The organism is Brucella sp. GW823-FHT04E01, from assembly GCF_058796175.1.
Genome location: NZ_JBXAIK010000006.1, coordinates 81075 through 106163 on the forward strand (window position 1 = coordinate 81075; position 25089 = coordinate 106163).

Consider the following 25089-nt stretch of genomic DNA (forward strand, 5'->3'; position numbering starts at 1 on the left):
GCAGAACAAATGCGAGGATGAAAATCTGCTTCAAATCATGCCCTCGCTCGATAATCGAGGCAAAACGGCCACGTTGTCGCGATGGTGTCGCATCGCCGGTTTCTGGGCAACACCGCATTTATGAGGTTGTCGGCAACGCTCCCTCGAGTGCTTCCTTGAGGCGCTTTTCCTGTTCTAGAGACAAGGACGTTTTCAGGACCCTGCCGCGCAGGTCAGGGAAATCGGCCATTACCCTATCCCACTGGATTTTGCGCAGGAGAACGAACAAGGCGGACGAATTCTCCGGGATGGTTTCGCCAAGAGACACGATGAACTTGTCATCGATGCCGTAATCGGCGAGCGAACCCGACAAGGCTCCGGCGCCTGCCCCTACAGCGCCACCAAGCGCCATGCCGGCAAGCGGATTGAGGAAAATAAGCCCTACCAGCCCGCCCCAGATCGCTCCGGAAAGCAGCCCCGATCCAGCGCCCATGGCGGGCAGATTATATTTCTGCTTGAGATGAACCTTGCCCTGTTCATCCCTGACGACAATCACGGCGTCCTCAAGATCGACGAGATATTCCTTCTGAAGCTGATTGAGTTTCAAAAGAACAGCATCCGCCTCTCCTACCGTATCAAATCCAATAACAACCAGTTCTGACACAACCGTGCTCCTTTCCTCGACAAGTCTGAAATGAGGATATCACATGGATCAGCGACGCCATCTCACCGTGCGAACATTGGTAATTCTGCCGTCTCTGGCCCGAACCGTTACATCGTAAGTTCTACGAGACCGATCAGCCCGATACAGAAAATGACTCCCGCGGCAATCGAGTGCGCGAACATTGCGAAAACCGCGCATTCTCAGCAATCGGACACCTTCGGAACACCGTATCCTGTGTCCGTTGTTGATCCGCACGCCCACTGTAACCGAATAGCTCTGGCTGAAAGCCGGAACCGTCTCGGCAACGGTTCCAATCGTAAAAATGGCAGTGAATGCAAGAATAGCCCCGATCGAATGCAGCTTCATGTCCCCTCCAAAGTAACAAAGAACCACAACTCACAAGCCGAACCTGTTCGCCGGTTTCATGATTGGCGACAGGCATAAAAAGTCCCGAAGCGGATGAACAGGTTCGGGAAAATGTCATGAAAACAAACTTTTGGAGCGCCTATCTGATACAATCAGATCGAGAGACGCTCCAGATATCCAATGCATAGATGCGGCACAGCCGCATCAGGACCGCAAGTCTCTATTCCAAAACCGGTTCCCGCTTGCGGGAGACATGCTCTAGCGGCAACGTGCTTCGTAAATACGGCCGTGCTGATCGCGATAGCGGCAGTACTGAACGCCATTACGGGTCTGTGCGACGCCTACGAGCGTACCTGCGGCTGCACCGATGGCTGCGCCGGTGAGCGCGCCACGCGTGTCACCTCCAATGGCAGCTCCGGCAAGCCCGCCAATCGCGGCACCGCCAACACCATAGCCGGCTGTTCTTCTTTCGTCGGTTGTGCACCCGCTCGCAGTGGCGCCAATTACGGCCATCGTCAAGACACTGTACAGGATCATTCTCATAGAAATATCCTTCCCATTTTGATTATGCCCATTCCCAGATATTACATAGGCTGCATCTTGAAAGGTCAAGGCACCCGCTTGAGACCCGATTACTGGTTCTTCCATCGTAAAACTTTCAACGTTATTCGCGGGAAAAGCCGAATATTTCGGCAAACCAGCTGGTAGCGGAATATCGCGCGCAGAAAGTCAGGGCGACGATTGTGATCGGCACGCCGATAAAAGCTCCGAAGACACCCCAGAGCGAGCCCCAGGCGAACACGGAAAAGAGCGTTGCAAACGGCGACAGGGAAATTGTCTTTCCCGTCAATCGAGGCTCTATCACGCTTCCGATGACAGATTGTATGATGTTCAAACCGACAAAGACCGCGAGCACCCATTGCCAGCTGGCAAAGTGTGTGAAGGCAAACGCGGTAATAAAGAGCGTGGCGACCAGCGGGCCGAGGAAAGGGATGAAATTCAGGATGAACGCGACAAATCCCCAGGTTTCGGCAAATGGTAAACCGATCAAACGGGTTAGAAGCCAGACAAACGAACCAGTCGCAAGGCTCATCAAAGCCCTAAGCAGCATATAGAACCGGATTTTTGTAGCTGCTGACTGGCTGGCACGCAGGAATGAATTTGCAGCCTCCCGATTTTTCAGCTGCTTGATCCGCGCGCGAAACTCATCGGTTTCGGCAAGCCCCAACAGGACATAGACCAGAGCCACGAGCCAGAAACTGAATGTATTGTTGAGGCGGCTTCCTATCGATTGAAGCATCCGCAAAGTCCAGCTTACGCTGAAATTCTCCGACCACAGAACTGAAGCCGCGATACCATGCCCCTCAAGCCAGATTTTAAGCTGCTCATAGAGGAGCTGATACCGAACTGCATCGATCAATATGCGGCGACCGACCTGCCCGACTGTCCACGCGAGCAGCCAGCCAAAACCGAGCAGAAGGAAAACCACCAGAAGAAAAGTGATCACCAATGCAAGATAGCGCGACATGAGCGATGAAAGTCTGCGCTGGACCGGCCAGACGAGCATAATGATAAACAATGCAAAAACGACCGGCGCAAATACCGCGCCGCCGTAATGGAGCAATGCAATCAGGACGCATCCTGCAATCAGGATCAGGGTTGCATTGCCAGCCTTCAGCATAAAACCTCCCCATCCCCAGCCAAGAAATCAACTCATGATTTCAGGGTATTCTTGTGAATTTGACCGTCTTTCATGACGACCGCCAGCGTCTGTTCCGGCTTTTCAAGCACATGAATATCATCTAGCGGATTTTCGTTCAGAACCAGAAGATCGGCGAAAGCGCCCGGTTCCACGAGGCCGAGCTTGCCGGGATAAGGATTGCGCAGATTGGAAAGGGCGAGCAATTCCGCATTGACCGATGTAGCCGCACGAAGCACTTCCGCATTTGAATACCACTGGCTCAAATGGGTCAGCATGAAATTCTGGCGCGGGGTCAATGCGGGTGAGAACAGAACGTCTGAACCCCAGGCGGTCTTTATCCCGTATTTGCGCGCGAACTCGTAAATCCTTGGCGTGCCTGCGAAAAGCTGCTGAATCCGTTCGGCGCCTGGCCCTGTCTGTGACGCCGCATCCTCCATCGTCAGGAAAGGCTGCATGCTCAACCAGACACTCTTTTCCGCAAACATGCGCGCAGTTTCCTCATCCATCAGGTGCGCATGTTCGACACATGCAACACCAGCTCTGATAGACCGCTGGACCGTATTCGACGCATAGGCATGGACCGTGACATAGGTGTTCCAGTCCTTTGCCACATCGACCGCCGCGCGAATTTCGTCCTCACTGAATGTCGACATGTCAAGCGGACTGCGCGGCGAGGACACACCGCCGCCAGCAACGATCTTGATCTGCGAGGCGCCCTGCAACAGCTGCTCGCGCACACGAAGCTTCAAGCTGCCTGAATCATCGACGATTGCTGAAGCCCCCATCAATTCACCAGTGCTGAGTTTGCCTCCGTCGCGCGGAATTTCCGTTGGCAGCCTCAGATCACCATGACCGCCGGTCGTCGTTATCATCGCACCTGCGGGAAAGATGCGCGGGCCGGAGATGATCCCCGTATCGATCGCGCGCTTGAACGAGAAAGTCGGCCCGCCCATATCGCGCACCGTCGTAAAGCCGCGCAGAAGTGTGCGTTCTGCTTCTGCCGTAGACGCTGCGAAAATTATACCCAGATCTCCCTCCAGAAGCACCGGCAGCGGCACCGCCGCATAAACGGCGTGCCAGTGCGCGTCGATCAGACCCGGCATCAGCACGCGGTCGCCGCAGTCGATGACCGTCGCGCCTTCGGGCGGAGCACTGTTTGTCGTATCGACAGCAGCGATGCGATTGCCCTCGACCAGAACCTGCACACCGGATTTCAGAGTGTCCGCCTTGCCGTCGAAAAGCCGCGCCCGCGTCAGGAGAATTTTAGGAGACTGTGCGAAAGAGCGATCCGCGATCATCGTTGCCGCAGCTGTCGCCGCCGCTCCTGCAAGAAAATGTCTTCGCGACAAGCGATCCAGACGCCGGGAAACCTGTTGCAACATGGGGTTGGAACAACCGCAGCTGTCACCGTGAATGAAATGCTGATATTTTCCACCCAGTCTAAACATGGCAACTCCCGATTGAATCAGTTATTCAAACCAACTATTCGACTATCTTGAAGTAATATACGTCGATGAACCTTCCCCTGACGTCGTTTTCGACACGACCCCGAATTTCAATTTTGTTCTTGGTGTTTATTTCTCTTCCGCGCCAGACTTCTCTTTCGATCCGAACTCTCGTTCGTCCAGTGCGATCCTGAAAAACATACTGAGCCCTCCTGACATTGCTTTTGATCGAACCGGTGAGCACCACACGGGTTCCGACCGGCATCCGGGTAATGGCATCAGCCGTTATTGTATTTCGGGCTTTGAAAGCATCGAGAAATTGTGCACGGGAAACATCAATAGAGCCCAGAGAGAAAAGGCCCAGCATCAACGCAAACTGAATCATATACTGCTTTATCGAGGTCATGGATTTTCACCTCCTCATAGCAATGATTGAATTTCTTCTTCCGTATCAAATAAACTGCTGTCGATGATTAGCTGTATTAGGGGAAGACACAAGACATATTCCCCATGAAATTTCAAAATCGCAAGTACCGGACAGGTAACACCCCAATTTTGGGCACTTGTCACATCAGGCTCAGAGCAACCCGTTGCGCAACTTAAAGCGCCGGAAACCGCCGACATTGACGCTACGGCCCCGATTGAGCAACTCGCGCATGATGGGCTCGCGCTGCTGAGCAGGCATATAGTCCAGAATGCGTGCGCAATCATGTTCGAAAAGAAGACCGCGAAGAAGCAGATCACGCTTGATCAGCGGACTATCCATCGTTCTGTGAAACAGCCCAAAACCATAGTGAACCTGACTGCCATTCATGACGATCCCCATCATGTGATTGACCAGGACCTCTCGCCTCACCTGTTCGCCGACAAGCCTGCCCCGGTCGTCAGCGGGCGATGTGTCAACACGTCCCTTCATCGCCTTTGAATATTGGCTGATGGTTGGCGTCAGGTTCATCTCATCGATAGCCGCAGGCTTTGCGTTCCGCTTACCGGAGCGTTTGGAAAGCATTTTACCGGTATAGATCGCGCCAGCCAGAAGCGGCTCAAGTTCATAGCTGCGAAAAGCGCCATTTGGCAGATAGCGAAGATTGGATACGATATCCGGCATCGCCATTCTGTCGAGTTTGAGAGCCAGCTTGTCAGTGGAGTACAGCACATCGATGTTGTAACCGCAGCGCACGAAGCATTCTGACAGAGCCACCTCACCCTTTCTGATGGCATGAGGTCTGATATCGTATGGGCGATATCGCGACCAGAAACGCCGCACCGCAGCATCGTTGAATACTTTGCCGGAAACGCTGAAGGCATAGCTGCCAACATGGTGGATGAATTCGTGATTCTCGTTCGTGCCGACGACATCATACGCACTATCGGCAAGCGATGCGATCATGTTTCGAAGGCCAGCACCGGGAACATACATGATGCTGTCGTTGAAATAGAGCAGTCGCCGGAGTTGCAGCCCTTCAGCAGCAAGAAGCAATGTAGCTGCGCGATAGGCGCCAAAATCGCGGCCGATATTCTGGCGGACGAGAACGCGTTGGGCCACGGCTTTGATTGCGTCATGCTCCGGTTGCGACAGTCTGCCATTGCAAACAACAATGGGATTGATGTTCTGATGACGCAGTTCATTCAGGAGATGCAGAAAATCGGGCGTAACACCAAACTTGTTATACTTGACGACGATTGCATAGAGATCGCCGTTCGGCTGGCGTGTTGTTTCATCCGATAGAAATCGCGGCGTTTTTTCCATGAAAATATGCGGCGCCTGAACAAGCTTGGCGCTACGTATATAAGCGCGCACAGCCAACCAGTTCATTGCTTTTCCAATGCGCATTCCTGCCCCCCCGGCTCAATTTCTTTGTGAATAACACCGGGCCTCGCTAAAATAAATGGCTCGGATGCGATATTCAGAGAAGATATAATAAAGGGGGCAGGCTATTCATGGATTTCCGGGAGCTGATCAGAAATGAAGTGGGAAAAAACTCTCGCGGCATAGAAATAGGTGCATCTTATGCTCCGATTTTACCAAAGAGAGACGGCTTCAGGACGCTCGTCATAGACCATACCGACACGCAATCCTTGCGTCTCAAGTATAATGGTATGGGCGTCGACACTTCCAGGCTGGAAACCGTCGATGCAATTGACGATGGCGGCGAGTTCAGCGAGCTGGATCTGACCGGGGATGGGTTTGACTTCATCGTTGCCAGCCATGTTTTCGAGCATCTGACAGACCCCATTCATTTCCTTCAGCGTTGTGAGCGCGCGCTCAAGCCCGGCGGCAAGGTTTATCTTCTCGTGCCGGACCGACGTTATACTTTTGATTATCTGCGTCCGAGCACCACAGCAGGTCATATGCTGGCTGCCTACCTCGCGGAACAAAAGAGACATGGAACAGCTGTCCTCTTCGATCACCATGCCTCCAATGCAACACGCGGCGGCATACAGGTCTGGATGGAAGGGCATAAGGGCGATTTCGCTTTTGCCGGCACACCATCGTCCGGCTACGCGAGCGCGACGAGCAAGAATGACGAATACGTCGATTGCCACGCCTGGGTTTTCACACCCTCAAGTTTCCGTCTCGCCATGCAGGATTTGTACAATGCTGGCGTTCTGGGTCTCAAGGAAGAGCTGTTTCACCCAAGTTTCGGCTGCGAATTCTATGTGGTGATGAGCCGCAATCCATCTGTAACGACGCAGCCGGACAGACTTACCCTTGCACTGAATGCGATCAAGGAAGCAGGCCCGGAGGAGCCTTCGTCGGCAGCGGCAACTCCCCCGCAAATTGACATTACGCCGGGCTATGAAAGCACAGCACCTTCGGCACAGAATGCCATGGACATATTCAAGGGTGGCTGGGTATCGGCCTTTCCTTCAGAGACAGGCCTGCGGGCGGGCACCAATGCCCTGTTTGCGGACCCGAGAATCCTCTGGCTCACCGCACAGTTGAAGGATTGGTTCAAAGGAAAAGACGTCCTCGAACTAGGGCCCCTGGAAGGTGCCCATACTGCAACCTTGCTTTCAGAAGGCGCTGCATCCGTTACGGCTATTGAGGCAAAACGGGATTCTTATCTTCGCTGTCTGGTAACGAAAGAAGTTCTGCAACTGCACGGCGCATCTTTCCAGCTGGGTGATTTCCTCCCCTATCTGGAAAGAGAGAAAACGCAATGGCCGCTGATCGTCGCCAGCGGCGTGCTGTATCACATGTCGGACCCGATCCGTACGCTCGAGCTTCTTTCCAGCCGTACTGATCGGCTATATCTCTGGACGCATGTTGTCGATACGGATGCCATGCGTCCCGGTGATCCACGCCTGGATGCCCTCGGCGATCCGGAATTGCGCGACTGGAACGGACGACTGATCAAGCTCCACAAGCGGCCCTATCTGGAACAAAAGGAAAAGACCTTTTGCGGCGGCATGGAGGCGGAACCACGCTGGATCAACCGGGAAGATTTGCTCTGGCTTCTGGCCCAGCTCGGCTTTGACGAGATCATTACCGCACACGATAAGCCCGATGCCGAACATGGACCATCTCTGTCCATCCTGGCTTCGCGCTCCAAAGCGTCTGCTTAGACTGAGCTCTAAAAACGTTGCGTTAAAGCGCCGATCTGACTGGATCAGATCGGCGCTTTAACACTTTGTTTTAACACGCATCCTTGTCTGAAAATCGCATCACATCGGGTAAAGATCATCGCCGAGAGAGGAAAGTGAAACAGGCCAGTCAAGGTTCGTTTCGCCTGTCTTCCTGAAAAAGACCGCTGACATCAAGGCCCCGGTATAGAACTCGCCGAAGCTTGTCGCCAGATTGTGGACTTTCGCCACGATATAGGCGTCACAACCATCAACGGCTTTGATTATTTCAAAGCCCGTTGCGCGATTGAGCAGCGCTTTCCATGAATGGCGCGAGAAGCGGAAGTAATCGCAAGGCTCCTCATGCAGCGGCCAGGTCTGTGGTGCGAGTATGATGCCAATCGCTCCCGGCTTCATCACCCGGTTCATTTCGATGACTGCTTTCCACGGCATCAGCAGGTGTTCAAACACTGCAAATGACATGACGGCGTCGAATTGATTTCTGGGCAGAAAACTGCTCGCTTCGTGGGCATCGCCGACGACGTCGACATTTTCGCCTTCCAGAATATCAAAACCGGTATATTGCCAGGCGGCAGGCAGACGTTCGCGCCACATGGCGCCGGTTCGATTGCGAGAGCCGATTTCGAGCATATGCCCGTTTGAGCACTGATGAATCTCATCGAAGAAACGGTTGACCAGCACCAAAACAGGGTCATGCGGATCCGCTGCGGAAAGCGGCTGTTCCAATCTGGACCCATCAGCCAGGCAAACTTCTATCGTAGCATTCAGCATTTGAGCGGTTTCGAGGCCGGTAAAGATGCGCTCATTGAAACGACATGCTGCCGCCGAGCGCCCATAGACACGGCTCAGGTCCGGGCTTGGCAGGCTGTGCTGTGAGATTACCAGTTCACGCCCGTCCGGCAGTTTGAGATTCAAACCAAGCACTTTGCTGTTTGCCGCGATGACAAATCCGGAAATATGTACAGCGCCCTGGAAACAGGAATTTCGCTCCACGACACAAAGAGGTGCAGCGCCAGTATTCTTTGGACGCAGGTGAAATACTGGATCGAGCGTCATGATGAATGCAGCCGCCCGACTGATGCAGACCCGTTATTGAGCATAGTCACGTGTCCCCCCGAGCGATTCCCCACACCAGATTGCTGTGGCGCCAGCAGTTTTGTCAATCGATCAATATTAGCCAACATCAACAGACCTGACCCACACAAAACCTTCGGCTCATTCATGGATAGCCGCCGCCGACAATATGACGGCAGATTTAGGCATGGTGCCTGCCAAGACGGCATTTTACCGGATGAAGTGCGGCGGGAGATATGACAGCCTCGACGGTCAAGCGGGAACAGAGCAAGACGCAGAACGGAAAAGAAAGTGGGCAAGTCGCAATCGGATGTTCGACTGATTGCACCTGATCACTCACGGAGGTTCTGGACCTGCACTGGCTGTTCGTAGGCAGGATCATCGAAAGGTGACGGGGACGACAAATAATGCGGGGGCGGAACTGAAAACGTTGGAACTGGCTCGAAGTGAGCAAAACTATATGCGTGAATTGCGCAGGGAATTTCATAAACACCCTGAGCTTTCCCTGAATGAGCGACGCACTTCTGCACGTATCAGGGAAGAACTTGATGCAATAGGCATCCCTTATATTTTAGTCGGCGAGTTTGGGATTGTGGCAACAATTGCCGGATCGCAAAGCGAACGGGTTGTCGCCTTGCGCGCCGACATGGATGCTTTGCCAATCGAAGAAGACAACCTTCACCTGGAGTACAGGTCCGGCACGGCTCGCGTCATGCATGCCTGCGGCCATGATGGACATGTCGCCATGCTGCTGGGAGCGGCGCGTATTCTCATGAAATCTCGCGACCAGCTCCATGGAACAGTCAAGCTATGCTTTCAACAAGCCGAAGAAGTTGGCGAGGGAACAGAAGACATTCTGAAAGAACTCGCAAGGCACCCCGTTGAAAGCGTATTGGGCATTCATCTCTGGTCGGAGCTGGAGACCGGCAAAATCTCCATTGAATCAGGCCCTCGAATGGCTACCGGGCAATCAATCGATCTGACAATCCATGGCGTGGGCACGCACGGCGCTTACCCCAACAGAGGTATCGACCCTATCATCGCGACTGCAGCGATCATTTTGAATTGCGCTGCACTCGTCAGCCGTGAATTCGATCCTACGGAACCCGTCGCGCTGACTTTTGGAAGTATCTGCGGCGGCAATGCAGATAATGTCATTCCAGACAAGGTCAGCGTCTCGGGCACGATGCGTGCAACGCGCCCCGAGATAATGAATTATCTCGAAGAAGCGTTGAAGCGGACAGTAACAAGCACGGCCGATGCCTATCGCACCCGAGCAGAAATTAGATTCAGCGGCGGTGTTTCAGCAGTCACTAATGATCCGGCATGCAGCAACGTTGCCCGTCGCGCCATTCAGTCTCTCGGCCTGGAAAAAGACTGCACGAGTTTCAACACGGTAATGGCCTCAGAAAACTTTGCCGATTTCCTTAAAGTCTATCCCGGTGTCTTCGCATTCATCGGCGTGCGAAACGAAGAGATCGACGCCGTCCATCCCCACCACCATCCGAAATTCAATATCGATGAAGATGTTCTTTTCAGGGGTGCAGCCCTCTATGCGCAATATTCTATCGAATACTTTCGATCTGAAAATAAAGAAAAACACAACGGTTAGTATTCTTTCGAACACCTATTTCAATTTCAAACAAAATGGGAGGAAACCATGAAATATTTGAAAACAGCAGCGCTCACACCATCAATAATCGCGATGGCACTCTCTTTAGGAGCGGGCATTGCCCATGGCGAAGAGCCTTTGAAGCTCATCATTGGCACCGAAGGTGCCAATCCGCCGATGAATTATCAATTGGCAGATGGATCGCTTGCCGGTTTCGAGGTTGAAATCGCCAAGGCGCTCTGCGATCAGATGAAGGCGCAATGTGAAATTGTCGCTCAGGATTGGGACGGCGCTATCCCTGCTATCCAATCCGGAAAGTTTGATGCGTTTATCGCTTCCATGTCGATAACCGAGGAACGCAAGAAGCAGGTTGATTTTTCCAATAAGTACTTCAACCCTCCTCCGGGAATGGTGGCATTGAAGGATTCTGACATCAAGGGTGTCACCAAGGACGACCTTGCTGGCAAGACTGTCGGTGTGCAAGGCTCAACGACCCACGCGAACTATGCAGAGGCTTACTTTACCGACAGCACAGTAAAAGCCTATCCGACCTCTCAGGAATTCAAGCTAGACCTGGTGAATGGTCGTCTTGATGCCATTAATGATGACAGCGTGTCGCTGGCAGAGTGGCTCAAGACGCCGGAAGGTGCTTGCTGCAAGATGATCGGCACCTATCCGCCGGTGGCACAATATCATGGCGCCGGTGTTGGAGCTGCTATCAAGAAGGGACGCCCGGAACTGGTTTCAAAGTTCAACGAAGCAATCAAGGAAATCCGGATCAACGGAAAATATAAGGAAATCAACGATAAATACTTTGATTTCGATGCTTTCGGAAATGACGGCTAGTTCAGCTTCGGTGGTGGGAGAAGCACCATCAAGTCTGACTTGAGCGCGGATAACCGCCTCTCGAAATCGTAGGCGATGCGCTATGGGCGACCAACGATCCATAGCGCATTGATTTACCGGGTTCGACGCTGGTGACATTTCGCAAAATCATCTTTCGCTCCATTCTCGCCCAAGTTAACCGACGGCAACCCGATTGACGTTGATTTCAATGGTTCATTCGAGCTTCGGTATCTTGTTAGAAGTGTACCACAAGCCCCAGTATCGGCCCTTTTTGAACCGCATCATAAACGAAACCATCATGACTATAGTCGATACCAAGCGCGCGATAGCCTGCAACAGCAGATAGATTGTTCCTGAACTGATATCTAAGCCTTCCGGCAATATCCCAATCGATCTTGGCTTGCCCCGCCCCCACGACGCCCCAACCACTGAAGAAAACATCATTTGTCAGGAAGTACTTACCGCGTATTCCGGCAACGGCATCGCCCCATGCAGCACTGTCGCGTCCGCTGTGGCCGTCCAATAATCCACCATCAAAAGAGATTTCCGTACTCGCGTACCAGACGCGCGCGCCTGCCACCACACCAAGGCGGCTTCTCCCTTCCTCAAGAAGACTGTAATCCCCGCCGAAAAAACCGGAAAACGTCTCAGATTTAATATCAACGCCGTTGCTCAATACTCCGTAAGGGATCTGACCACCTGTCGATATTTTTGTATAAATGATATCGTTGAACAGACTATAGCGATCATAATGCCCTTCAATGACACCCATGAACGAGAAGTCGAGTTCTTTGAAGAGGCTCCCGAAATCAGATTTCATTTTTGCAGGTGGCAATCCAAATTGGCCCGCAGTGCCACCGATACCAGCTGCACAGAAATATGGGCTTGCACTAAAGCGCCATCCATCCGGTTTGACTTCTTGACTTACAGGCTCTGAGACAGTGGATGCGAACGGAATATCAGCGGCGAAGGCCATATGCTGACTGCCAATCAAAACAGTCAGCGCAATCGCGAAAAATCTATAGTGACGCATTCCCCCCCCGAAATTCCGCTTCGGTCATCAGTTGAGGGAAAGGGTTGTCATTGCATTTGCTCTGAGAGCGCCTGCTCCTCAACAGTGCAATCGACAGACGGCCTGTTCGCTGATTCCAATTCCTTGCGCGCGGCCTGAACATCAGCAAGGAATTCGGGATTGCTGTGCAGTTTGGCGACTGTCGCGGCCCCCATAATGCGTCCCGCATCGACATCGCTTTGCCAGTGCGCGTTACAGATCACCCGGCTTTGTCCAAACGACAACCCGCGCTTGAACAGATCATCGGCGCGCTTTGGATTGACTTCCGCCAATGTGAGCGACCGTGCCCAAATCCTAGCTTTGCTCAACGATGGGGAAGCCTGGTCGAGTTCGGCATTGGCGCTCGCCTTGAACGTGAGCCCACGTACGGTGCAGCGAGCACTCGAAGAGCTTGCTCGCGCTGGCATCGGCCGGCATCTGAACTTTTACGCCCACATTCATCGCTTGACCGGCAGACGCCGGATCAGGCTTACTTCAACGCACTGACACCAATGATGGCGGGCGGCATAATCGAGGCGGAAATCCACTTAGCGAAACGCCCGAAACTGTTCAGACAAACCGAGCCACTTCTCAAGTACAGTTTTTAGTTTTTTGTAACAGTCCATCACAGTCTAGGAAGCGTCTACTGAGGGGCAAGGAGGGGCCGGCCATCTACCCGTTCCAGTCGTTAAAGGCCGAAGATTGCCGATTGGCAATTATGTAATGAGGATGGCAGTGCGAGGTGGAAGCCATTCATTCTGTGACCTAAACTAGTTGCGTCCCGCGCGTTTAGACACAATGCAAAGTCGAGAAAATTGTCGAATAATTCTATTGAGCCATGGTGGTCAGCGATAAAAGCGGCGCATTGACTCCTCTTAAAAACTGGCTATAACCATAAATGCAGACTGAAGATTTAAGACCATCTGCAAGGATGGTCTTATTACGTCTGGAATCCGGATAAGTCCTCTTGCAGATGTCTTAACGACGTTGGGAGGACGCCGTAATGCACGGAAGCAAGATAGCCCTGAGGGGCGTGCCGGATATTATTTCCTACATTGATGCGAATGACGGTATTCGAGGTCGCGCCGGTATCATCTGGTGGCTTGCACTCGGCGGCCTGTTTCTTGATGCCTTCGCCAATTCGGCGCTGAGCGCAGGGCTTGGGCCTATGACACGGGATCTGGGGCTGGATGCGGCGCAGGTTGCGCTTATGACGTCTTTCGCCTCGTGGGTATCGATCGCATTCAATCCAATCGGCGGCTGGATCGCCGACCGCTGGGGCCGTATGCGCCCGCTGATCTTCGCAAAGCTCATTGCGCTCATCGGTGCAGTGCTGGTGATGACGGCCCATTCCTATGAAGTCATCCTCATGGGGCGTTTCTTCGTGGGCGCCGCCTACGGTATCGATTTTGCTATCGCTATGGCCGTACTTGCCGAATTTACGCCTGCGCGCCTGCGCAGCCGCCTCAATACGTGGCAGGGCATCTGGTACACCGCCGTTTGTACAAACGTGCTTCTGGCCATGCTGTTCTACAGCTGGGACGTGGGTGACTCGATTTGGCGCTATTCTGTTGCCGCAACGGGTGTGTTCGCCTTCGCCATCATGATTCTTCAGGCGGTATTCATGGTTGAAAGCCCGATCTGGCTCGCCCGCAAGGAGCGGCTGGAGGATGCTGCCCGTGCGATGACCCGCATCTATCACCGCGATTTTGTTGCCGCCGTGCCTGAAGACCGTTTGCCGGTTCTCAATCAGGCCCGTCGCGGCATCGCCAATGTTGCCCTCATTTTCCGTGGCATCTATCTGCCGCGCACGATTCTTGCCGCAACCGTCCAGATCGGACAGTCGATCCAGTATTTTGCCGTGGGCTGGTATCTGCCGCTTATCAGCGCGGCGTTGTTCGGCAAGGACTTCCTCTACGCCATGATGGGCACGCTGGTGTTCAACGTGTTTGGCATCATCGGTGGCTTCTCTTCGCCAGTCATCGGACGCGTACTCGGCTTGCGCAAGGCTTCCGCCATCGGCTTCGGTGCAGTCTTTGTCATGCTGCTGATCATGGGCCTGTTCCATGACACCATGCCGACCTGGCTTGCGGTGATCGTGCCGTCGCTGTTCATCCTGTTCCATTCCGGCGGTCCCGGTGCGAACGGCAAGAGCCTGTCGTCACTCTCGTTCCGCAGCGAACTGCGTGCTGGCGCCAACGGTGTCATCGGTGCGCTCGGTGCCATGGGTGCGGCTCTTGGCCTGCTGGTCTTTCCGATCTTCCGAGAGACCTACGGTCTCGGCACGACATTCCTGATCCTATCGGTCGTTCCACTGATTGCCTGCATCATCTGCTCGATCATTCAGTGGGATCCGACACGCACCAAGATCAGCCCGGATGACGAGCCGAATGCGCCGCAGTTCGAAGGTGACCGGTAATAACGGAGGATAATGTGAACGGACGCAGACAGGCCATTCTGGCAATTGATGAAGGAACGTCCGGAACCAGGGCCGCGCTTGTCGCGGCCGACGGTTCGGTCTCCGCCGTCAATTACACGACGCTTACCGTATCTTCGCCGCGTCATAACGTGGTGGAACAGGACGCCGATGTTCTTTTGCAAAAGACCATCGAAGTATGCGGCAAGACGATCGCCACGGCGCGGGATGCGGGCGTGGAGATCGCCGCAATGGCAATTGCCACGCAACGCGCAACCGGTGTTCTGTGGGATACCGAGACGGGTCGCGCGCTGGTCCCGGCCATGGTGTGGCAGGATTCACGCTATGCCGAAGAGCTGAAGCCGCTCGGCGCCATATGGGACGCGAAACTCGTGTCGCTTGCCGGGCGTCCGGTTGGCGGACGGGCGATCTATCTGTGGGCGGCGCGCCATATGCAGGAAACGCCTGCTGTGCGCGAGGCGTGGAAAGCGAAAAGACTTGCCTTTGGCACGGTCGACAGCTGGCTGCTGTGGAACCTGTCCGAAGAACGCAAAGCCGTCACGACGCCGACCAATGCGACCTCTGCCGGTGCCTATATTCTTGGTGAACATCGCTATTTCACCGATTGGGTGGAAGCGCAGGATTTTCCGCTGGAACTGTTGCCCGAGCTGAAACAGGACGCCGATGATTTCGGTTTTACGCGGCAGGACATTCTGGGTATCCGCGTGCCGATCAAGGCGTCCTGCGGTGATCAGCTCGGCGGTCTGGTCGGCCTTGGCTGTCACGATGCGGGTCAGGCCATGTGCGTGCATGGCACGGGAAGCTTCGTTGATCTGGTGATTGGAAAGCAGACGCCGAAAAATCCCGGCCTCTACGAGGCAACTTTCACCATGACGGCCTGGCGGAGCGAGAACCTCTCGCATTTCGCGGTCGAGACCTATGCCGCCACAACCGGCTCGGCGCTCAACTGGCTCTGCAATGAAATGCGCTGGTTCGAGAATGCCAGGGAAATTAGCGAACTGGCTGCGACAGTACCGTCTTCCAACGGCCTTTTCTTCATGCCGACCCTGACGGGATTGCGTCAGCCGAACATCGTACCGGATGGCCGGGCATCGCTGACCGGGCTTTCGATGGCCCACAGCCGGGCGCATCTTGCTCATGCCATTCTGGAGGGCATTGCCCATTCGGTTGTTTCCTGCGCAGAGGCAAGCTCTGAAGTGGCTGGCGTTCCGGTGCGGGAAGTGGTGGCAGGCGGGGGGCTTTCGTCCAGCGATACGCTGCTTCAGCTACAGGCTGATCTCAGCGGTGTTCCTGTGCGGCGCATGGCGGATCAGGATCGCGCGAGCCTTCGGGGCACCGCGTTTCTGGCAGGTAGCGACGGATTGCTCTGGAGCGACCTTGCGGAAGCGCGCGCCACGCTGCCCGAAGGCAATCTCTTCATCCCCAAGACCAGCGAAGCGGAAAGACAAGACCGTAGAGCGCGATGGCACTCCCTCACGGATGAGGAAGTCGCACGCGTTCAGTCGGGTCACTATCATTAAACAGGAGTTGAAATGCTGAATCTGCGCTCCCGGCGCGCGGACAAGGATCGCGCCCGGATGATCCGCACCGAGCCGCTGAGGTTGAACCGGTCGGAACAGGAAGACCGTCTTGCCACTGAAACCTACGACATTCTGATCGTTGGCGGTGGCGTGACCGGTGCTTACTGCGCCTTTGATGCAAGCCTGCGCGGCTTTCGTGTTGCGCTGATCGAGAAGGATGATTTTGCATCCGGTACGTCGTCCAAATCCTCCAAGATGGTGCATGGTGGCCTGCGCTATATCGAGCAGGGCAATCTCGGTCTGGTGCGTCACTCGCTGCTGGAGCGTCAGCGCCTGCGCCGCAATGCCAGCCATCTGGTGCAGCGCCTGCCTTTCCTGTTCCCCATTCTGGAACGGGATGGTGTATTCGATTCCCGCTTCGCCAAGGCATTTGAAGGCCTGCTTTGGACATATGATCTGGCTGGTGGCTGGCGCGAGGGCATCCTGCATCAGAAGCTGACTGCGGCGGAAGTGCTGGCGCATTGTCCGACCTTCAAGGACGAACATCTGCGTGGCGGCCTCATGTATTTTGATGCCCGCGTCGATGATGCGCGCCTGACGCTGGCGCTTGCCCGTTCTGCCGGCTTTTATGGGGCCACGGTCCTCAACCATTCGAAGGTAGCAGAGATCACCCGTAGCTCGGGTCGGGTCGACGGCGCTATTGTTCGGACTGTCGAGGGTAAGGAAATCCAGGTGCGCGCCAAGACCGTCATCATGGCGACAGGCGTGTGGCTGCGCGACTGGATGGGGCTCGGCAAGGATGGGGAAAAACCGTTGCATGTGCGCCCGGCCAAAGGCGTTCACGTGGCAATCCCATGGTTGAAAATTCGCAACGACTGCACCGTGACGGTGCCCGTGCCCGGCCGCAGCCGCCGCGCGACCATCACGCGCTGGGGCAACGTCTCCTATCTTGGCACGACCGATGAGGACTATCAGGGCGATCTTGATGATGTGCATTGCACGCGTCGCGAGCTTGATTTTCTGATCGAGGGCGCGTGCAGCGCACTCAATATCGACCTGACGCCGGATGATGTCGTCGGCAGCATTGCCGGGTGCCGTCCGCTGGTAGCCGCTTCGTCTGGTGGTAGCACCATGGACGTCAAACGCGATCATTCCGTGCATGTTGCACCAGACGGCCTCGTCACGATTGTGGGGGGCAAGCTGACGACTTCGCGTCATATGGCCGAACAGACGGTGGATGCTGCTGCAAAAGTTTTGGGTGATCGTCGCCGCTGCACCACGAAGAAGGCGTTTCTGCTGGGTGCAGCCGGTTATGACGCACAGGCAATCGTGGCTTCCGGTGGCATGGAGGCGCATCTGGGCGAACGCTACGGCACGGAATCGCGCTTCGTCAGCGATCTGATGGCTGCTCGTCCTGAACTTGCCGAACCGGTGGTGGAGGGCCTGCCCTATACCGGCGGAGAAGTCGTCTACGCTGCCCGGCATGAACTTGCCCGGACCATCGATGACGTGCTGTCGCGTCGTATGCGTGCCCGCCTGATGGCGCGCGATGCCTCCGCACGTGCCGCCGCAAAGGTTGGCGCCTTGCTGGGTGAAGAGCTTGGTCTCCCCCAGGCCGAAATCGACCGTCAGGTCGCCGCCTATGTGGCCGCGACCGAAAAAGAAAAATCCATTCTCACAGGAGCGAACTGAACATGATCAGCAAGGAAGCCATCAAGCGCGGTTACAATCGCGGAAATTATGTCGTTGGTGCCCCGACCCAGCCGCATTATGCCGGCAGCATCAACGAAATCGGAACCAAGGCCGATCTGGCTCAGGACGCCGTTTCAGTGGACGCCGCCCTTGTCGCGAAGCTGCAGGGCGTTGCAGACGAAGTTCTGACCGCGCGCGAAGATCTCGTTGTGAATACCCGCGACTGGTGGGCGCGCACGATGGTCGCGGAAACGGGCGGAAAGCCCGCAACGGTTGATGGTGTGTTCGTTCGCGTTTCGACGGTGGAGCAGGTTCAGGCTGTCATGCGCCTTGCGCATGAAGCCAAGGTACCCGTCACGGTTTCTGCCGGGCGCTCCAATGTTACTGGCGCGGCGCTGCCGCTGCGCGGCGGTATCGTGCTTGATGTCTGCAATCTCAACCGTTTTGTCGGCTTCGATGCGGACAGCCAGATCGTCGAAGTTGAAGCTGGCATGTTCGGCGATATTTTTGAGGAAATGATCCAGCGCGACTTTGGCATGACCATGGGGCATTGGCCGTCCTCGTTCGGTATCAGCACTGTGGGCGGCTGGATAGCCTGCCGCGGCGCGGGCCAGCTTTCGACGCGCTACGGCAAGATTGAGGACATGGTCTATGGCATGGAAGTCGTGCTGGCCGATGGTTCGCTGGTGACGGTTGGAAACTATGCCCGCGCGGCAATCGGACCTGATCTGCAGCAGATCTTTATCGGTTCGGAAGGTACGCTCGGCATCATCGTGAAGGCGCGCCTGAAACTGCATCGCCTGCCGGACTACGCTCGTGCGATTGCCTATGGGTTCAAGAGCTTTGCCATCGGTCTGGAAGCCTGCCGCCGCATCATGCAGGGCGGTGCCAATCCGGCAGCGCTGCGTCTTTACGACGAGCTGGAAAGCGGCGTGCAGTTCGGTCTGCCGGAAAGCAACGTGCTGCTGATTGCGGACGAAGGCGCGCAGGAAATGGTCGATGCCGTGATGGCGATCAGCGAGAAGGTTTGCGCTGAACTCGGTGACAAGCTTGATGGTGATACGATTTTCGAGAAGTGGCTCGATACGCGTTATCTGACCGGCAAGAGCGCCGAGGGCTTCAAACGCAGCCCCGGCTTTGTTGCCGATACGCTGGAAATGACCGGCTGCTGGCGCGATCTGCCTGCGATCTACGATGAAGTCGTGGCTGCCATCAATGCCGTGCCGGGTACGCTGGCGGGATCGGCGCATCAGTCGCATGCCTATGTCGATGGCGCCTGCCTTTATTTCTCGCTGCGTGGTGACGTGGACGTGGAAAAGCGCGCAGAATGGTATCGCGCTGCATGGGATGCTGCCAATGCCGTTCTAATCAAGTATGGTGCGGCCTTGAGCCATCATCATGGTGTCGGACTGCTTCGCGCGCCTTACATGAAGGATGCTCTGGGATCAGCATTTCCGCTGCTGGAAACGGTGAAGAAGGCGCTTGATCCAGACAATCTGCTTAACCCCGGCAAGCTCGGACTTTCGCTCGACATGCCAAGAGACGGAAAATGATGGAATGACTTTGGACAGAACGATCGGTGAGCGGCTTTTGCGGGCGCCTGTCATGGCAACGCTTTACGGCGTGGATAATCTTCAGGCCTTTCTGGACAGCAAGGCGGAAGTTGGCATCGTTGCCAATATTGCCCTGCGCCATGTGGCTGAAGTGCTGAACGCGCTCAAGAAAAGCAACAAGCTGATCGTTCTGAACATCGACAGTTGCGAAGGCCTGTCGCAGGACAAGGGGGCCATCGAGTTTCTTGCCGAGATTGGCATTTCGGTGCTGCTGTCGACCCGCGTTCCAACAATTCAGAAGGCTGCGCAATGCGGCCTTCTGACCATGCAGAAGGTCTTCGTGACCGACCGTTCCACCTGGCCCCGCAGCCTGAAAGCAATCTCGCAGAGCGCACCCAATCTGGTGCAAATCATGCCATCGCCGATGCTTGGATACCTGTCTGCAGAAGACAAGCGCCGCCTGCCGCCCGTCGTGGCTTCTGGCTTTATCTGCAATGAGACCGATGTTGCTACGGCAATCAAGCAGGGTGCCATTGCCGTTTCGTCAAGCAATAAGTCGCTTTGGGATTACAAGCGATAACCGGCGCTTGAAGGCTGTTTTCAACATTCGCACCTGACACGCAGTTCGGGAATTCTGGCGTGACTACCAAGGAAAGAGGAAGCTTATCTGCGTGCAATGGCCCGCGACGCCATGAAGCAAATAAGGCTGCTGGTCAACAATCCAAGAGAGGTGAGCGAAGCCGACGCTCTGGCTATTCATAAAGCAGCTTGGGGAAGTCGTTGGTACTATCGGCGGCTCGCATAAGCCATCATTTCGACCTGGCGTTAGATCAAAGACCATTGCGGTAACGCAGCTAGTGACGTGCTCCCGTTAAATTAGGCCATTCAGAACTGGAATTTTCCACTTGTGATCCCTTATTGGGAGAAGGAGATTTTCGTGAAAGCATCGAAGTTTTCGGAAGCGCAGACCAAATCCGCTTTTCAGAAGTCCACACATTGAACTTTCTGGGCAACCACTGCCGAATAGCAGCGCAGAATCTGGATCTCACGGATATCGTTTTTAAATTGGATGATGGCGTTCTGGTTGCAGCGCTACCAGATGCGGTGCAGATCACACATTCACAGGCCGTCGCTGTTCAACGATATGCCGCCAGAGAAGCCAGAAATGCGGAACGAGAACAAGATTGGCGCGAAGTCGTTCGTAGACACAGAGGCGCTGCCGCTGCTATCGTGCTTGATGCTCCCAGGTATGGGATGAAAGATATCCCGGTCGCCAAAGAGCAGATGATCGCGCTGCTTCGGGATAAAGGGCACCGCGTCAATCAGATAAACGAACGCCTTTGGCGTCTGGATGACCGTGCCGCGACGCTCGGTGATCTGATTCAGCTGGCTCGTAAATATGAAGATGGTCTCGTCCTGTTGGCAGCGTAACAGCAACAAAACATTGTAATCGCACAGCAGGATTTCATTGCAATTCGACATAAAAAATAGGCTGCTTCGGCGGCCTTTTTCGTTGGCAATTTTCGAGATGGAGCGGTGCCATGTCACCTATAGGTTACAAATTCAAATCGTCCTGATTTTGCTGACTTGATATGAGTTGCACGCTACTCGGGATGCCTCTTTGAAAATTTCAAAGCCGACGTCGCAAATGCCACCGGCGACGACAATTGCGAGGAAACGTTTTTCGTGGCGGTAAAAACAAAGGTCGCCGAGGCGACCATCTAAATAATTGATATCATTATGAAAAAATGGTGGGCGATGAGAGACTCGAACTCCCGACATCTTCGGTGTAAACGAAGCGCTCTACCAACTGAGCTAATCGCCCGACTGTTTCGCCAAGTGTCTGGCCAGTCGCTGTGAGAGCCGTTTAGGCAATTCGCGCGACAAGCGCAAGTGCAAAAATCAGCCTTCGACGTCTTTCTTGTGTTTTTCTGTCGTCCCTTCCATGCTTCCCTCGATAGAGAAGCCAAAGTGAAGCTCGGCCACCCGAAAGGCGCTACAATATCGGCAAAGCGTACACGTCTGACGCCGACATTTGCCGGAGAAGCAAGTTGTGGGAGCGGCGAACATTCAGCCGCCGCCTTGGATATTATCCAGCCAGTCGTTCGGGCGAACGCAAGATGGATGCACCGCCGGCTGCCTGCACGGCAAGGCTTCCATATTCGATACCGGCAGCAAGTGCTCGGTGAGAATCATGACCTTCGAGCCACGCATCGATGAAGCCGGCATTAAAAGCATCGCCTGCCCCGGTCGTATCGATAACCGGCACGTCCTTTGCCGCCATATGGAGGTCCGCATCGGCAGTGCGCAGCCACGCCCCTTCTCCACCGCCCTTGAGAGCCACGATTGGAAAGTGCTTCGCAAGCGCATTGAGCGCCTTTGCCGGATCGTCGTGGCCAGTGATGGCCTGCGCTTCCTCGCGGTTGGGAAGGAATATATCGACGCCCTCACAGGCCGCGAGCAAACCCGGATCGTAGATCAGCGTTTCATCCCAGCTTGGGTCGAGCGAGACTGAAAGGCCTGCCGCCTTTGCCTGCTGTACGAGCTTGGGGATTTCGTGCAGCGTTGCGAATTCAGCAATGTGCAGATGCCCCGCATCCTTCCATTGCAACGCGGCTTCGAGCGTCGAAGGCAGCGCCGAACCGGCACGGCGCGAGAGGAATGCGCGGTCGTTGCCGATCACGCTTGCCACCGTCACCTGCGGTCCGGCATCGTCGGCACGTTCCAGAAAGCGCAGATCGACACCGTCGATCTTCAGGTCCGGTTCAAGCCCGCGTGACAGGCCGTCAAAGCCGAGACGTGCGACCAGCGCCACCGCCCTGCCCGCATGGGCAAGATGGGCAGCCGAAATGAAGGCCCCTCCACCTGCCGCCATCTTCATGTTTTCGGCAAAAACCTCTCGTCCGGGCTGCGGCAGTGATTGTAGCCCGGTGAAGATAAGATCGCAGTAAATCCGCCCGATACTGAGGACAGCCGGAGACTTGAAATGCCGTTTGAATTGTTGCGGCATCATAGGCGGCCCAGACTTTTCTCGGTCTTGGCATCGAAGAGATACAGGCTTCCGGCAGGCGCGGACACGGAAAGCGTGCCGCCCGTTGCGGGAATGATCTTCCCCGGAGCAGTTGCAATCACCGAGACGCCGTTAACGTCCAAATGAACCAGCGTTTCGGCGCCGAGAGGCTCAACGGCCGTCACAGTGCCCGTGAGCGAAAGGGCATCGGGTGTGCCTTCCTCAACTTTCAGATCATGCGGGCGGACGCCGACTAGAATGTCGCCATCAGGTGCAAGTTCCACGCCTGATCCATTGCGGCGACCCGCAATCAGGTTCATCGACGGGCTGCCGATGAAGCGCGCCGTAAAAACATCGGTCGGATTTTCATAAAGCTCGGTCGGCGTTCCGGTCTGGAGAATGCGACCGTCACGCATGACAACGATACGGTCGGCCATGGTCATGGCTTCAACCTGGTCATGTGTCACGTAAACGGTCGTCGTCTTGAGACGCTGATGCAAGCGTTTGATTTCGATGCGCATCTGCGCGCGAAGCTGAGCGTCGAGGTTTGACAGCGGCTCATCGAAAAGAAAAGCAGACGGATTGCGCACCATGGCGCGACCGATAGCGACGCGCTGGCGCTGACCACCGGACAATGCTGCCGGTCGACGGTCGAGATAGGGTTCCAGCCCAAGCGCCTTGCCGGTTTCCTCGATGCGCTTGTCCTTCTCGGCCTTGGACAGTTTCGACGTGTAAAGCCCAAAACCGATGTTCTGACGCACGGTCATATGCGGATAAATCGCATAATTCTGGAACACCATGGCGATGTTGCGTTGCTTTGGATCGCGTTCATTAACGACCTCGCCACCGATCTTCAGGTGGCCGCCGGAAATATCCTCAAGCCCTGCGATCATGCGCAAAGTCGTGGACTTGCCACAGCCGGAGGGGCCGACAAAAACGACGAACTCGCCGTCCTTGATCTGGAGATCGATTGCCCGGACCGCCTCGACCTTGCCATAACGCTTGACCAGCTTTTCAAGTTCGATGGTTGCCATCAGCGTGCCTCCACAAGTGCACTGAATTTTTCATTGAGTTCGCGGGCAGCCTTTGCTTCAGCGGCTGCATGGTCAAAAGCGACTGCCTTGAAGCGATCAGCTTCCGCCTTATGCCGCGCAAGTGCTGCATTCATCGCTGTCGGTGCCGGACCGCCGAGACGATCACGCACAGCCACGAAATGTTGCGGGGAGACTAGTTCCTCAAACTTTTCGCGCCCGAAGGATGGCTCGCGCCCGGCGGACTCGCGGAAAGCGTCAAGGAAAGGTTCAAACCCATCCTTCTCCAGACCGCCGCCCATGGCGACGACAGCGCGCGCAACCCTGGCTGCGATTTCATGCGCCTGCCGGAACGAAAGACCTTCGATGCGCACCAGCGAATCCGCCAGTTCGGTGATCGTGATGCAGGAGCGACGGATATTTTCTGCCACACGGGCCGGATCGATACGGATCGCGCCGATGAATGCGGCCAGAAGATCAAGCACGCGACCAGCGGAGGCGAATGCCTCGTAGCCCATCTGCTGCGTCTCGCCCTCACTGTCATTCATGTCGGTGAACGGCGTATTGTGCATGACGTCCAGAACGGTGCGGGCACGGCCCATGGTCTGGCTCGCCAGATGGCGCATATGTTCGATCGGAACCGGATTGCGCTTCTGCGGCATGATTGATGAAATCTGCACGAAGGCATTCGGCACGTAAATCTGGCCGACCTCGAAACTGGTCCAGAACTGGAAGTCCTGGATGAGGCGTCCCAGATGCACGAACATCAGCTCCAACGCCGAATAGGTCGAGGTGATGTAATCCACCGCTGCAATGCAGCTGTAGGAATTCGGCAAGGGGGCAGCAAAGCCCAACAGGCTCGCCACTCGTGCGCGATCGATCGGGAAGCCTGAGGTGGTGATGGCCGCCGCCCCCATGGGTGACAGGTTGACGATGGCGCGCGCGGCTTCCATCCGTTCCATATCCCGGATGAGAACCTCGACTGCCGCCGAAAGATAGTGACCGAAGGTCGATGGCTGTGCAGGCTGACCATGCGTATAGGCGACGATCAGTGTCTCCTTTTCACGCTCGGCAGCAGCAATCATCGCATCAAGCACATTGCGCGCCTGCGTCATCAGCGTATCGATACGATCCTTCAGACCAAGCTTGAACAGCGTGTGGTCAATATCATTGCGTGAGCGCGCCGTGTGAAGACGACCGGCGGTGTCGGCACCAATGCGCGCCTTCAGCTCCTTCTCGATGAGGAAGAAAAAGTCTTCCACCTCACCCGTATAAGTGAGCTTCGAAGGATCGATTTCCTTGTCGATAGCTTCCAGCGCACCCGCAATGGCCGCTGCCTGCGCACGGTCGAGAATGCCGGTTTCGGTCAGCATAACGAGATGGGCGCGGTCGATGCGGCGGAAGCCGTCGACATGATGGGTCTTGGCGCCGTCAAAAAGCGGGCGAAGCACGGTTTCCTTGTAAACCGGATCGGGGAAGACGCTTTTATCGGACAGCCGTGGATCGAGATCGGACATGG

Annotated in this window: 21 protein-coding genes, 1 tRNA gene and 1 pseudogene; 10 read left to right on the forward strand and 13 right to left on the reverse strand. The window is 55.4% G+C overall.

The features are described 5' to 3' along the window. Positions 1 to 118 precede the first annotated feature (118 nt). The 6 genes from AC1RHM_RS21270 to AC1RHM_RS21295 all read right to left on the reverse strand — a co-directional run bounded on the left by AC1RHM_RS21270 (position 119) and on the right by AC1RHM_RS21295 (position 5972). Complete coding sequence (locus AC1RHM_RS21270; RefSeq protein ID WP_010661149.1) at positions 119 to 643, reverse strand: DUF1269 domain-containing protein; 525 nt, start codon at positions 641 to 643, stop codon at positions 119 to 121. 624 nt (positions 644 to 1267) lie between these two features. Then, positions 1268 to 1552, reverse strand: a complete 285-nt coding sequence (locus AC1RHM_RS21275; protein WP_012092279.1) for a YMGG-like glycine zipper-containing protein — start codon at positions 1550 to 1552, stop codon at positions 1268 to 1270. Between the two features lie 121 nt (positions 1553 to 1673). Beyond that, positions 1674 to 2690 carry an AI-2E family transporter gene (locus AC1RHM_RS21280; protein ID WP_029925036.1) on the reverse strand — a complete coding sequence of 339 codons (1017 nt, stop codon included), beginning with the start codon at positions 2688 to 2690 and terminating at the stop codon, positions 1674 to 1676. A 32-nt stretch (positions 2691 to 2722) separates the two neighbouring features. Next, a complete protein-coding gene (locus tag AC1RHM_RS21285; RefSeq protein ID WP_122241994.1) occupies positions 2723 to 4159 on the reverse strand; it encodes a metal-dependent hydrolase family protein in 1437 nt (478 codons plus the stop codon). 34 nt (positions 4160 to 4193) lie between these two features. Next, positions 4194 to 4562, reverse strand: a complete 369-nt coding sequence (locus tag AC1RHM_RS21290; protein WP_010661145.1) for a NirD/YgiW/YdeI family stress tolerance protein — start codon at positions 4560 to 4562, stop codon at positions 4194 to 4196. 171 nt (positions 4563 to 4733) lie between these two features. Continuing rightward, complete coding sequence (locus AC1RHM_RS21295; protein WP_235907510.1) at positions 4734 to 5972, reverse strand: rhamnan synthesis F family protein; 1239 nt, start codon at positions 5970 to 5972, stop codon at positions 4734 to 4736. A 125-nt stretch (positions 5973 to 6097) separates the two neighbouring features. Between AC1RHM_RS21295 and AC1RHM_RS21300 the strand changes: the two genes are divergently transcribed. After that, positions 6098 to 7726 carry a methyltransferase domain-containing protein gene (locus AC1RHM_RS21300; protein ID WP_151577007.1) on the forward strand — a complete coding sequence of 543 codons (1629 nt, stop codon included), beginning with the start codon at positions 6098 to 6100 and terminating at the stop codon, positions 7724 to 7726. A gap of 99 nt (positions 7727 to 7825) precedes the next feature. On the opposite strand, the gene AC1RHM_RS21305 is transcribed toward AC1RHM_RS21300, so the two are convergent. Next, the gene (locus AC1RHM_RS21305) at positions 7826 to 8800 is read right to left on the reverse strand and encodes a methyltransferase domain-containing protein (RefSeq protein ID WP_010661142.1); all 975 of its coding nucleotides are present in this window, start codon (positions 8798 to 8800) and stop codon (positions 7826 to 7828) included. Positions 8801 to 9206: 406 nt separating this feature from the next. Here AC1RHM_RS21305 and AC1RHM_RS21310 point away from each other — a divergent pair, with 406 nt between their 5' ends. Then, the gene (locus AC1RHM_RS21310; protein WP_235907508.1) at positions 9207 to 10430 is read left to right on the forward strand and encodes a M20 metallopeptidase family protein; all 1224 of its coding nucleotides are present in this window, start codon (positions 9207 to 9209) and stop codon (positions 10428 to 10430) included. 48 nt (positions 10431 to 10478) lie between these two features. Beyond that, positions 10479 to 11276: a transporter substrate-binding domain-containing protein gene (locus AC1RHM_RS21315; RefSeq protein ID WP_036586876.1), complete on the forward strand. Its 798-nt coding sequence runs from the start codon at positions 10479 to 10481 to the stop codon at positions 11274 to 11276. A gap of 235 nt (positions 11277 to 11511) precedes the next feature. Here AC1RHM_RS21315 and AC1RHM_RS21320 read toward each other — a convergent pair whose 3' ends face one another. Then, a complete protein-coding gene (locus AC1RHM_RS21320) occupies positions 11512 to 12309 on the reverse strand; it encodes a hypothetical protein (RefSeq protein WP_051517818.1) in 798 nt (265 codons plus the stop codon). Between the two features lie 47 nt (positions 12310 to 12356). Continuing rightward, entirely contained in the window at positions 12357 to 12620 is a 264-nt protein-coding gene (locus tag AC1RHM_RS21325) for a phosphatase PAP2 family protein (RefSeq protein ID WP_051517819.1), read from the reverse strand. Positions 12621 to 12633: 13 nt separating this feature from the next. Here AC1RHM_RS21325 and AC1RHM_RS21330 point away from each other — a divergent pair. From AC1RHM_RS21330 to AC1RHM_RS21360, 7 genes and pseudogenes are all read left to right on the forward strand, one after another. Further along, positions 12634 to 12845: pseudogene (locus AC1RHM_RS21330) on the forward strand (HTH domain-containing protein); the annotation flags it as partial. 485 nt (positions 12846 to 13330) lie between these two features. Next, positions 13331 to 14746: an MFS transporter gene (locus tag AC1RHM_RS21335; protein WP_029925044.1), complete on the forward strand. Its 1416-nt coding sequence runs from the start codon at positions 13331 to 13333 to the stop codon at positions 14744 to 14746. A gap of 14 nt (positions 14747 to 14760) precedes the next feature. Beyond that, positions 14761 to 16284, forward strand: a complete 1524-nt coding sequence (locus AC1RHM_RS21340) for an FGGY-family carbohydrate kinase (RefSeq protein ID WP_151607491.1) — start codon at positions 14761 to 14763, stop codon at positions 16282 to 16284. Positions 16285 to 16296: 12 nt separating this feature from the next. Continuing rightward, positions 16297 to 17976, forward strand: a complete 1680-nt coding sequence (locus AC1RHM_RS21345; protein ID WP_492332614.1) for a glycerol-3-phosphate dehydrogenase/oxidase — start codon at positions 16297 to 16299, stop codon at positions 17974 to 17976. A 2-nt stretch (positions 17977 to 17978) separates the two neighbouring features. Continuing rightward, positions 17979 to 19529 (forward strand): FAD-binding oxidoreductase, encoded by a 1551-nt coding sequence (locus tag AC1RHM_RS21350; protein ID WP_122242000.1) that lies wholly within the window; start codon positions 17979 to 17981, stop codon positions 19527 to 19529. A gap of 4 nt (positions 19530 to 19533) precedes the next feature. Next, on the forward strand, positions 19534 to 20109 hold the full coding sequence (locus AC1RHM_RS21355) for a glycerol-3-phosphate responsive antiterminator (RefSeq protein ID WP_080692101.1): 576 nt from the start codon (positions 19534 to 19536) through the stop codon (positions 20107 to 20109). Positions 20110 to 20447: 338 nt separating this feature from the next. Continuing rightward, a complete protein-coding gene (locus tag AC1RHM_RS21360) occupies positions 20448 to 20960 on the forward strand; it encodes a hypothetical protein (protein ID WP_036588454.1) in 513 nt (170 codons plus the stop codon). Between the two features lie 318 nt (positions 20961 to 21278). Here the strand turns inward: AC1RHM_RS21360 and AC1RHM_RS21365 are convergent. From AC1RHM_RS21365 to argH, 4 genes are all read right to left on the reverse strand, one after another. Further along, a tRNA-Val gene (locus AC1RHM_RS21365) sits at positions 21279 to 21354 on the reverse strand. A gap of 264 nt (positions 21355 to 21618) precedes the next feature. Then, positions 21619 to 22542 carry a carbohydrate kinase family protein gene (locus AC1RHM_RS21370; RefSeq protein ID WP_036588456.1) on the reverse strand — a complete coding sequence of 308 codons (924 nt, stop codon included), beginning with the start codon at positions 22540 to 22542 and terminating at the stop codon, positions 21619 to 21621. Further along, complete coding sequence (locus tag AC1RHM_RS21375; protein ID WP_010661136.1) at positions 22539 to 23573, reverse strand: ABC transporter ATP-binding protein; 1035 nt, start codon at positions 23571 to 23573, stop codon at positions 22539 to 22541. Before AC1RHM_RS21375 ends, AC1RHM_RS21370 begins: the two co-directional genes overlap by 4 nt. After that, complete coding sequence (gene argH / locus AC1RHM_RS21380) at positions 23573 to 25087, reverse strand: argininosuccinate lyase (protein ID WP_029925056.1); 1515 nt, start codon at positions 25085 to 25087, stop codon at positions 23573 to 23575. Before argH ends, AC1RHM_RS21375 begins: the two co-directional genes overlap by 1 nt. Positions 25088 to 25089: the final 2 nt, after the last annotated feature.

Excerpts from the sequence above, each read along its gene's own strand:
- AC1RHM_RS21275 (WP_012092279.1), bottom strand. The coding sequence starts at position 1,552 with ATGAGAATGATCCTGTACAGTGTCTTGACGATGGCCGTAATTGGCGCC.
- AC1RHM_RS21280 (WP_029925036.1), bottom strand. The coding sequence starts at position 2,690 with ATGCTGAAGGCTGGCAATGCAACCCTGATCCTGATTGCAGGATGCGTC.
- AC1RHM_RS21285 (WP_122241994.1), bottom strand. The coding sequence starts at position 4,159 with ATGTTTAGACTGGGTGGAAAATATCAGCATTTCATTCACGGTGACAGC.
- AC1RHM_RS21290 (WP_010661145.1), bottom strand. The coding sequence starts at position 4,562 with ATGACCTCGATAAAGCAGTATATGATTCAGTTTGCGTTGATGCTGGGC.
- AC1RHM_RS21295 (WP_235907510.1), bottom strand. The coding sequence starts at position 5,972 with ATGAACTGGTTGGCTGTGCGCGCTTATATACGTAGCGCCAAGCTTGTT.
- AC1RHM_RS21300 (WP_151577007.1), top strand. The coding sequence starts at position 6,098 with ATGGATTTCCGGGAGCTGATCAGAAATGAAGTGGGAAAAAACTCTCGC.
- AC1RHM_RS21305 (WP_010661142.1), bottom strand. The coding sequence starts at position 8,800 with ATGACGCTCGATCCAGTATTTCACCTGCGTCCAAAGAATACTGGCGCT.
- AC1RHM_RS21315 (WP_036586876.1), top strand. The coding sequence starts at position 10,479 with ATGAAATATTTGAAAACAGCAGCGCTCACACCATCAATAATCGCGATG.
- AC1RHM_RS21320 (WP_051517818.1), bottom strand. The coding sequence starts at position 12,309 with ATGCGTCACTATAGATTTTTCGCGATTGCGCTGACTGTTTTGATTGGC.
- AC1RHM_RS21335 (WP_029925044.1), top strand. The coding sequence starts at position 13,331 with ATGCACGGAAGCAAGATAGCCCTGAGGGGCGTGCCGGATATTATTTCC.
- AC1RHM_RS21345 (WP_492332614.1), top strand. The coding sequence starts at position 16,297 with ATGCTGAATCTGCGCTCCCGGCGCGCGGACAAGGATCGCGCCCGGATG.
- AC1RHM_RS21350 (WP_122242000.1), top strand. The coding sequence starts at position 17,979 with ATGATCAGCAAGGAAGCCATCAAGCGCGGTTACAATCGCGGAAATTAT.
- AC1RHM_RS21355 (WP_080692101.1), top strand. The coding sequence starts at position 19,534 with ATGACTTTGGACAGAACGATCGGTGAGCGGCTTTTGCGGGCGCCTGTC.
- AC1RHM_RS21370 (WP_036588456.1), bottom strand. The coding sequence starts at position 22,542 with ATGATGCCGCAACAATTCAAACGGCATTTCAAGTCTCCGGCTGTCCTC.
- AC1RHM_RS21375 (WP_010661136.1), bottom strand. The coding sequence starts at position 23,573 with ATGGCAACCATCGAACTTGAAAAGCTGGTCAAGCGTTATGGCAAGGTC.
- argH (WP_029925056.1), bottom strand. The coding sequence starts at position 25,087 with ATGTCCGATCTCGATCCACGGCTGTCCGATAAAAGCGTCTTCCCCGAT.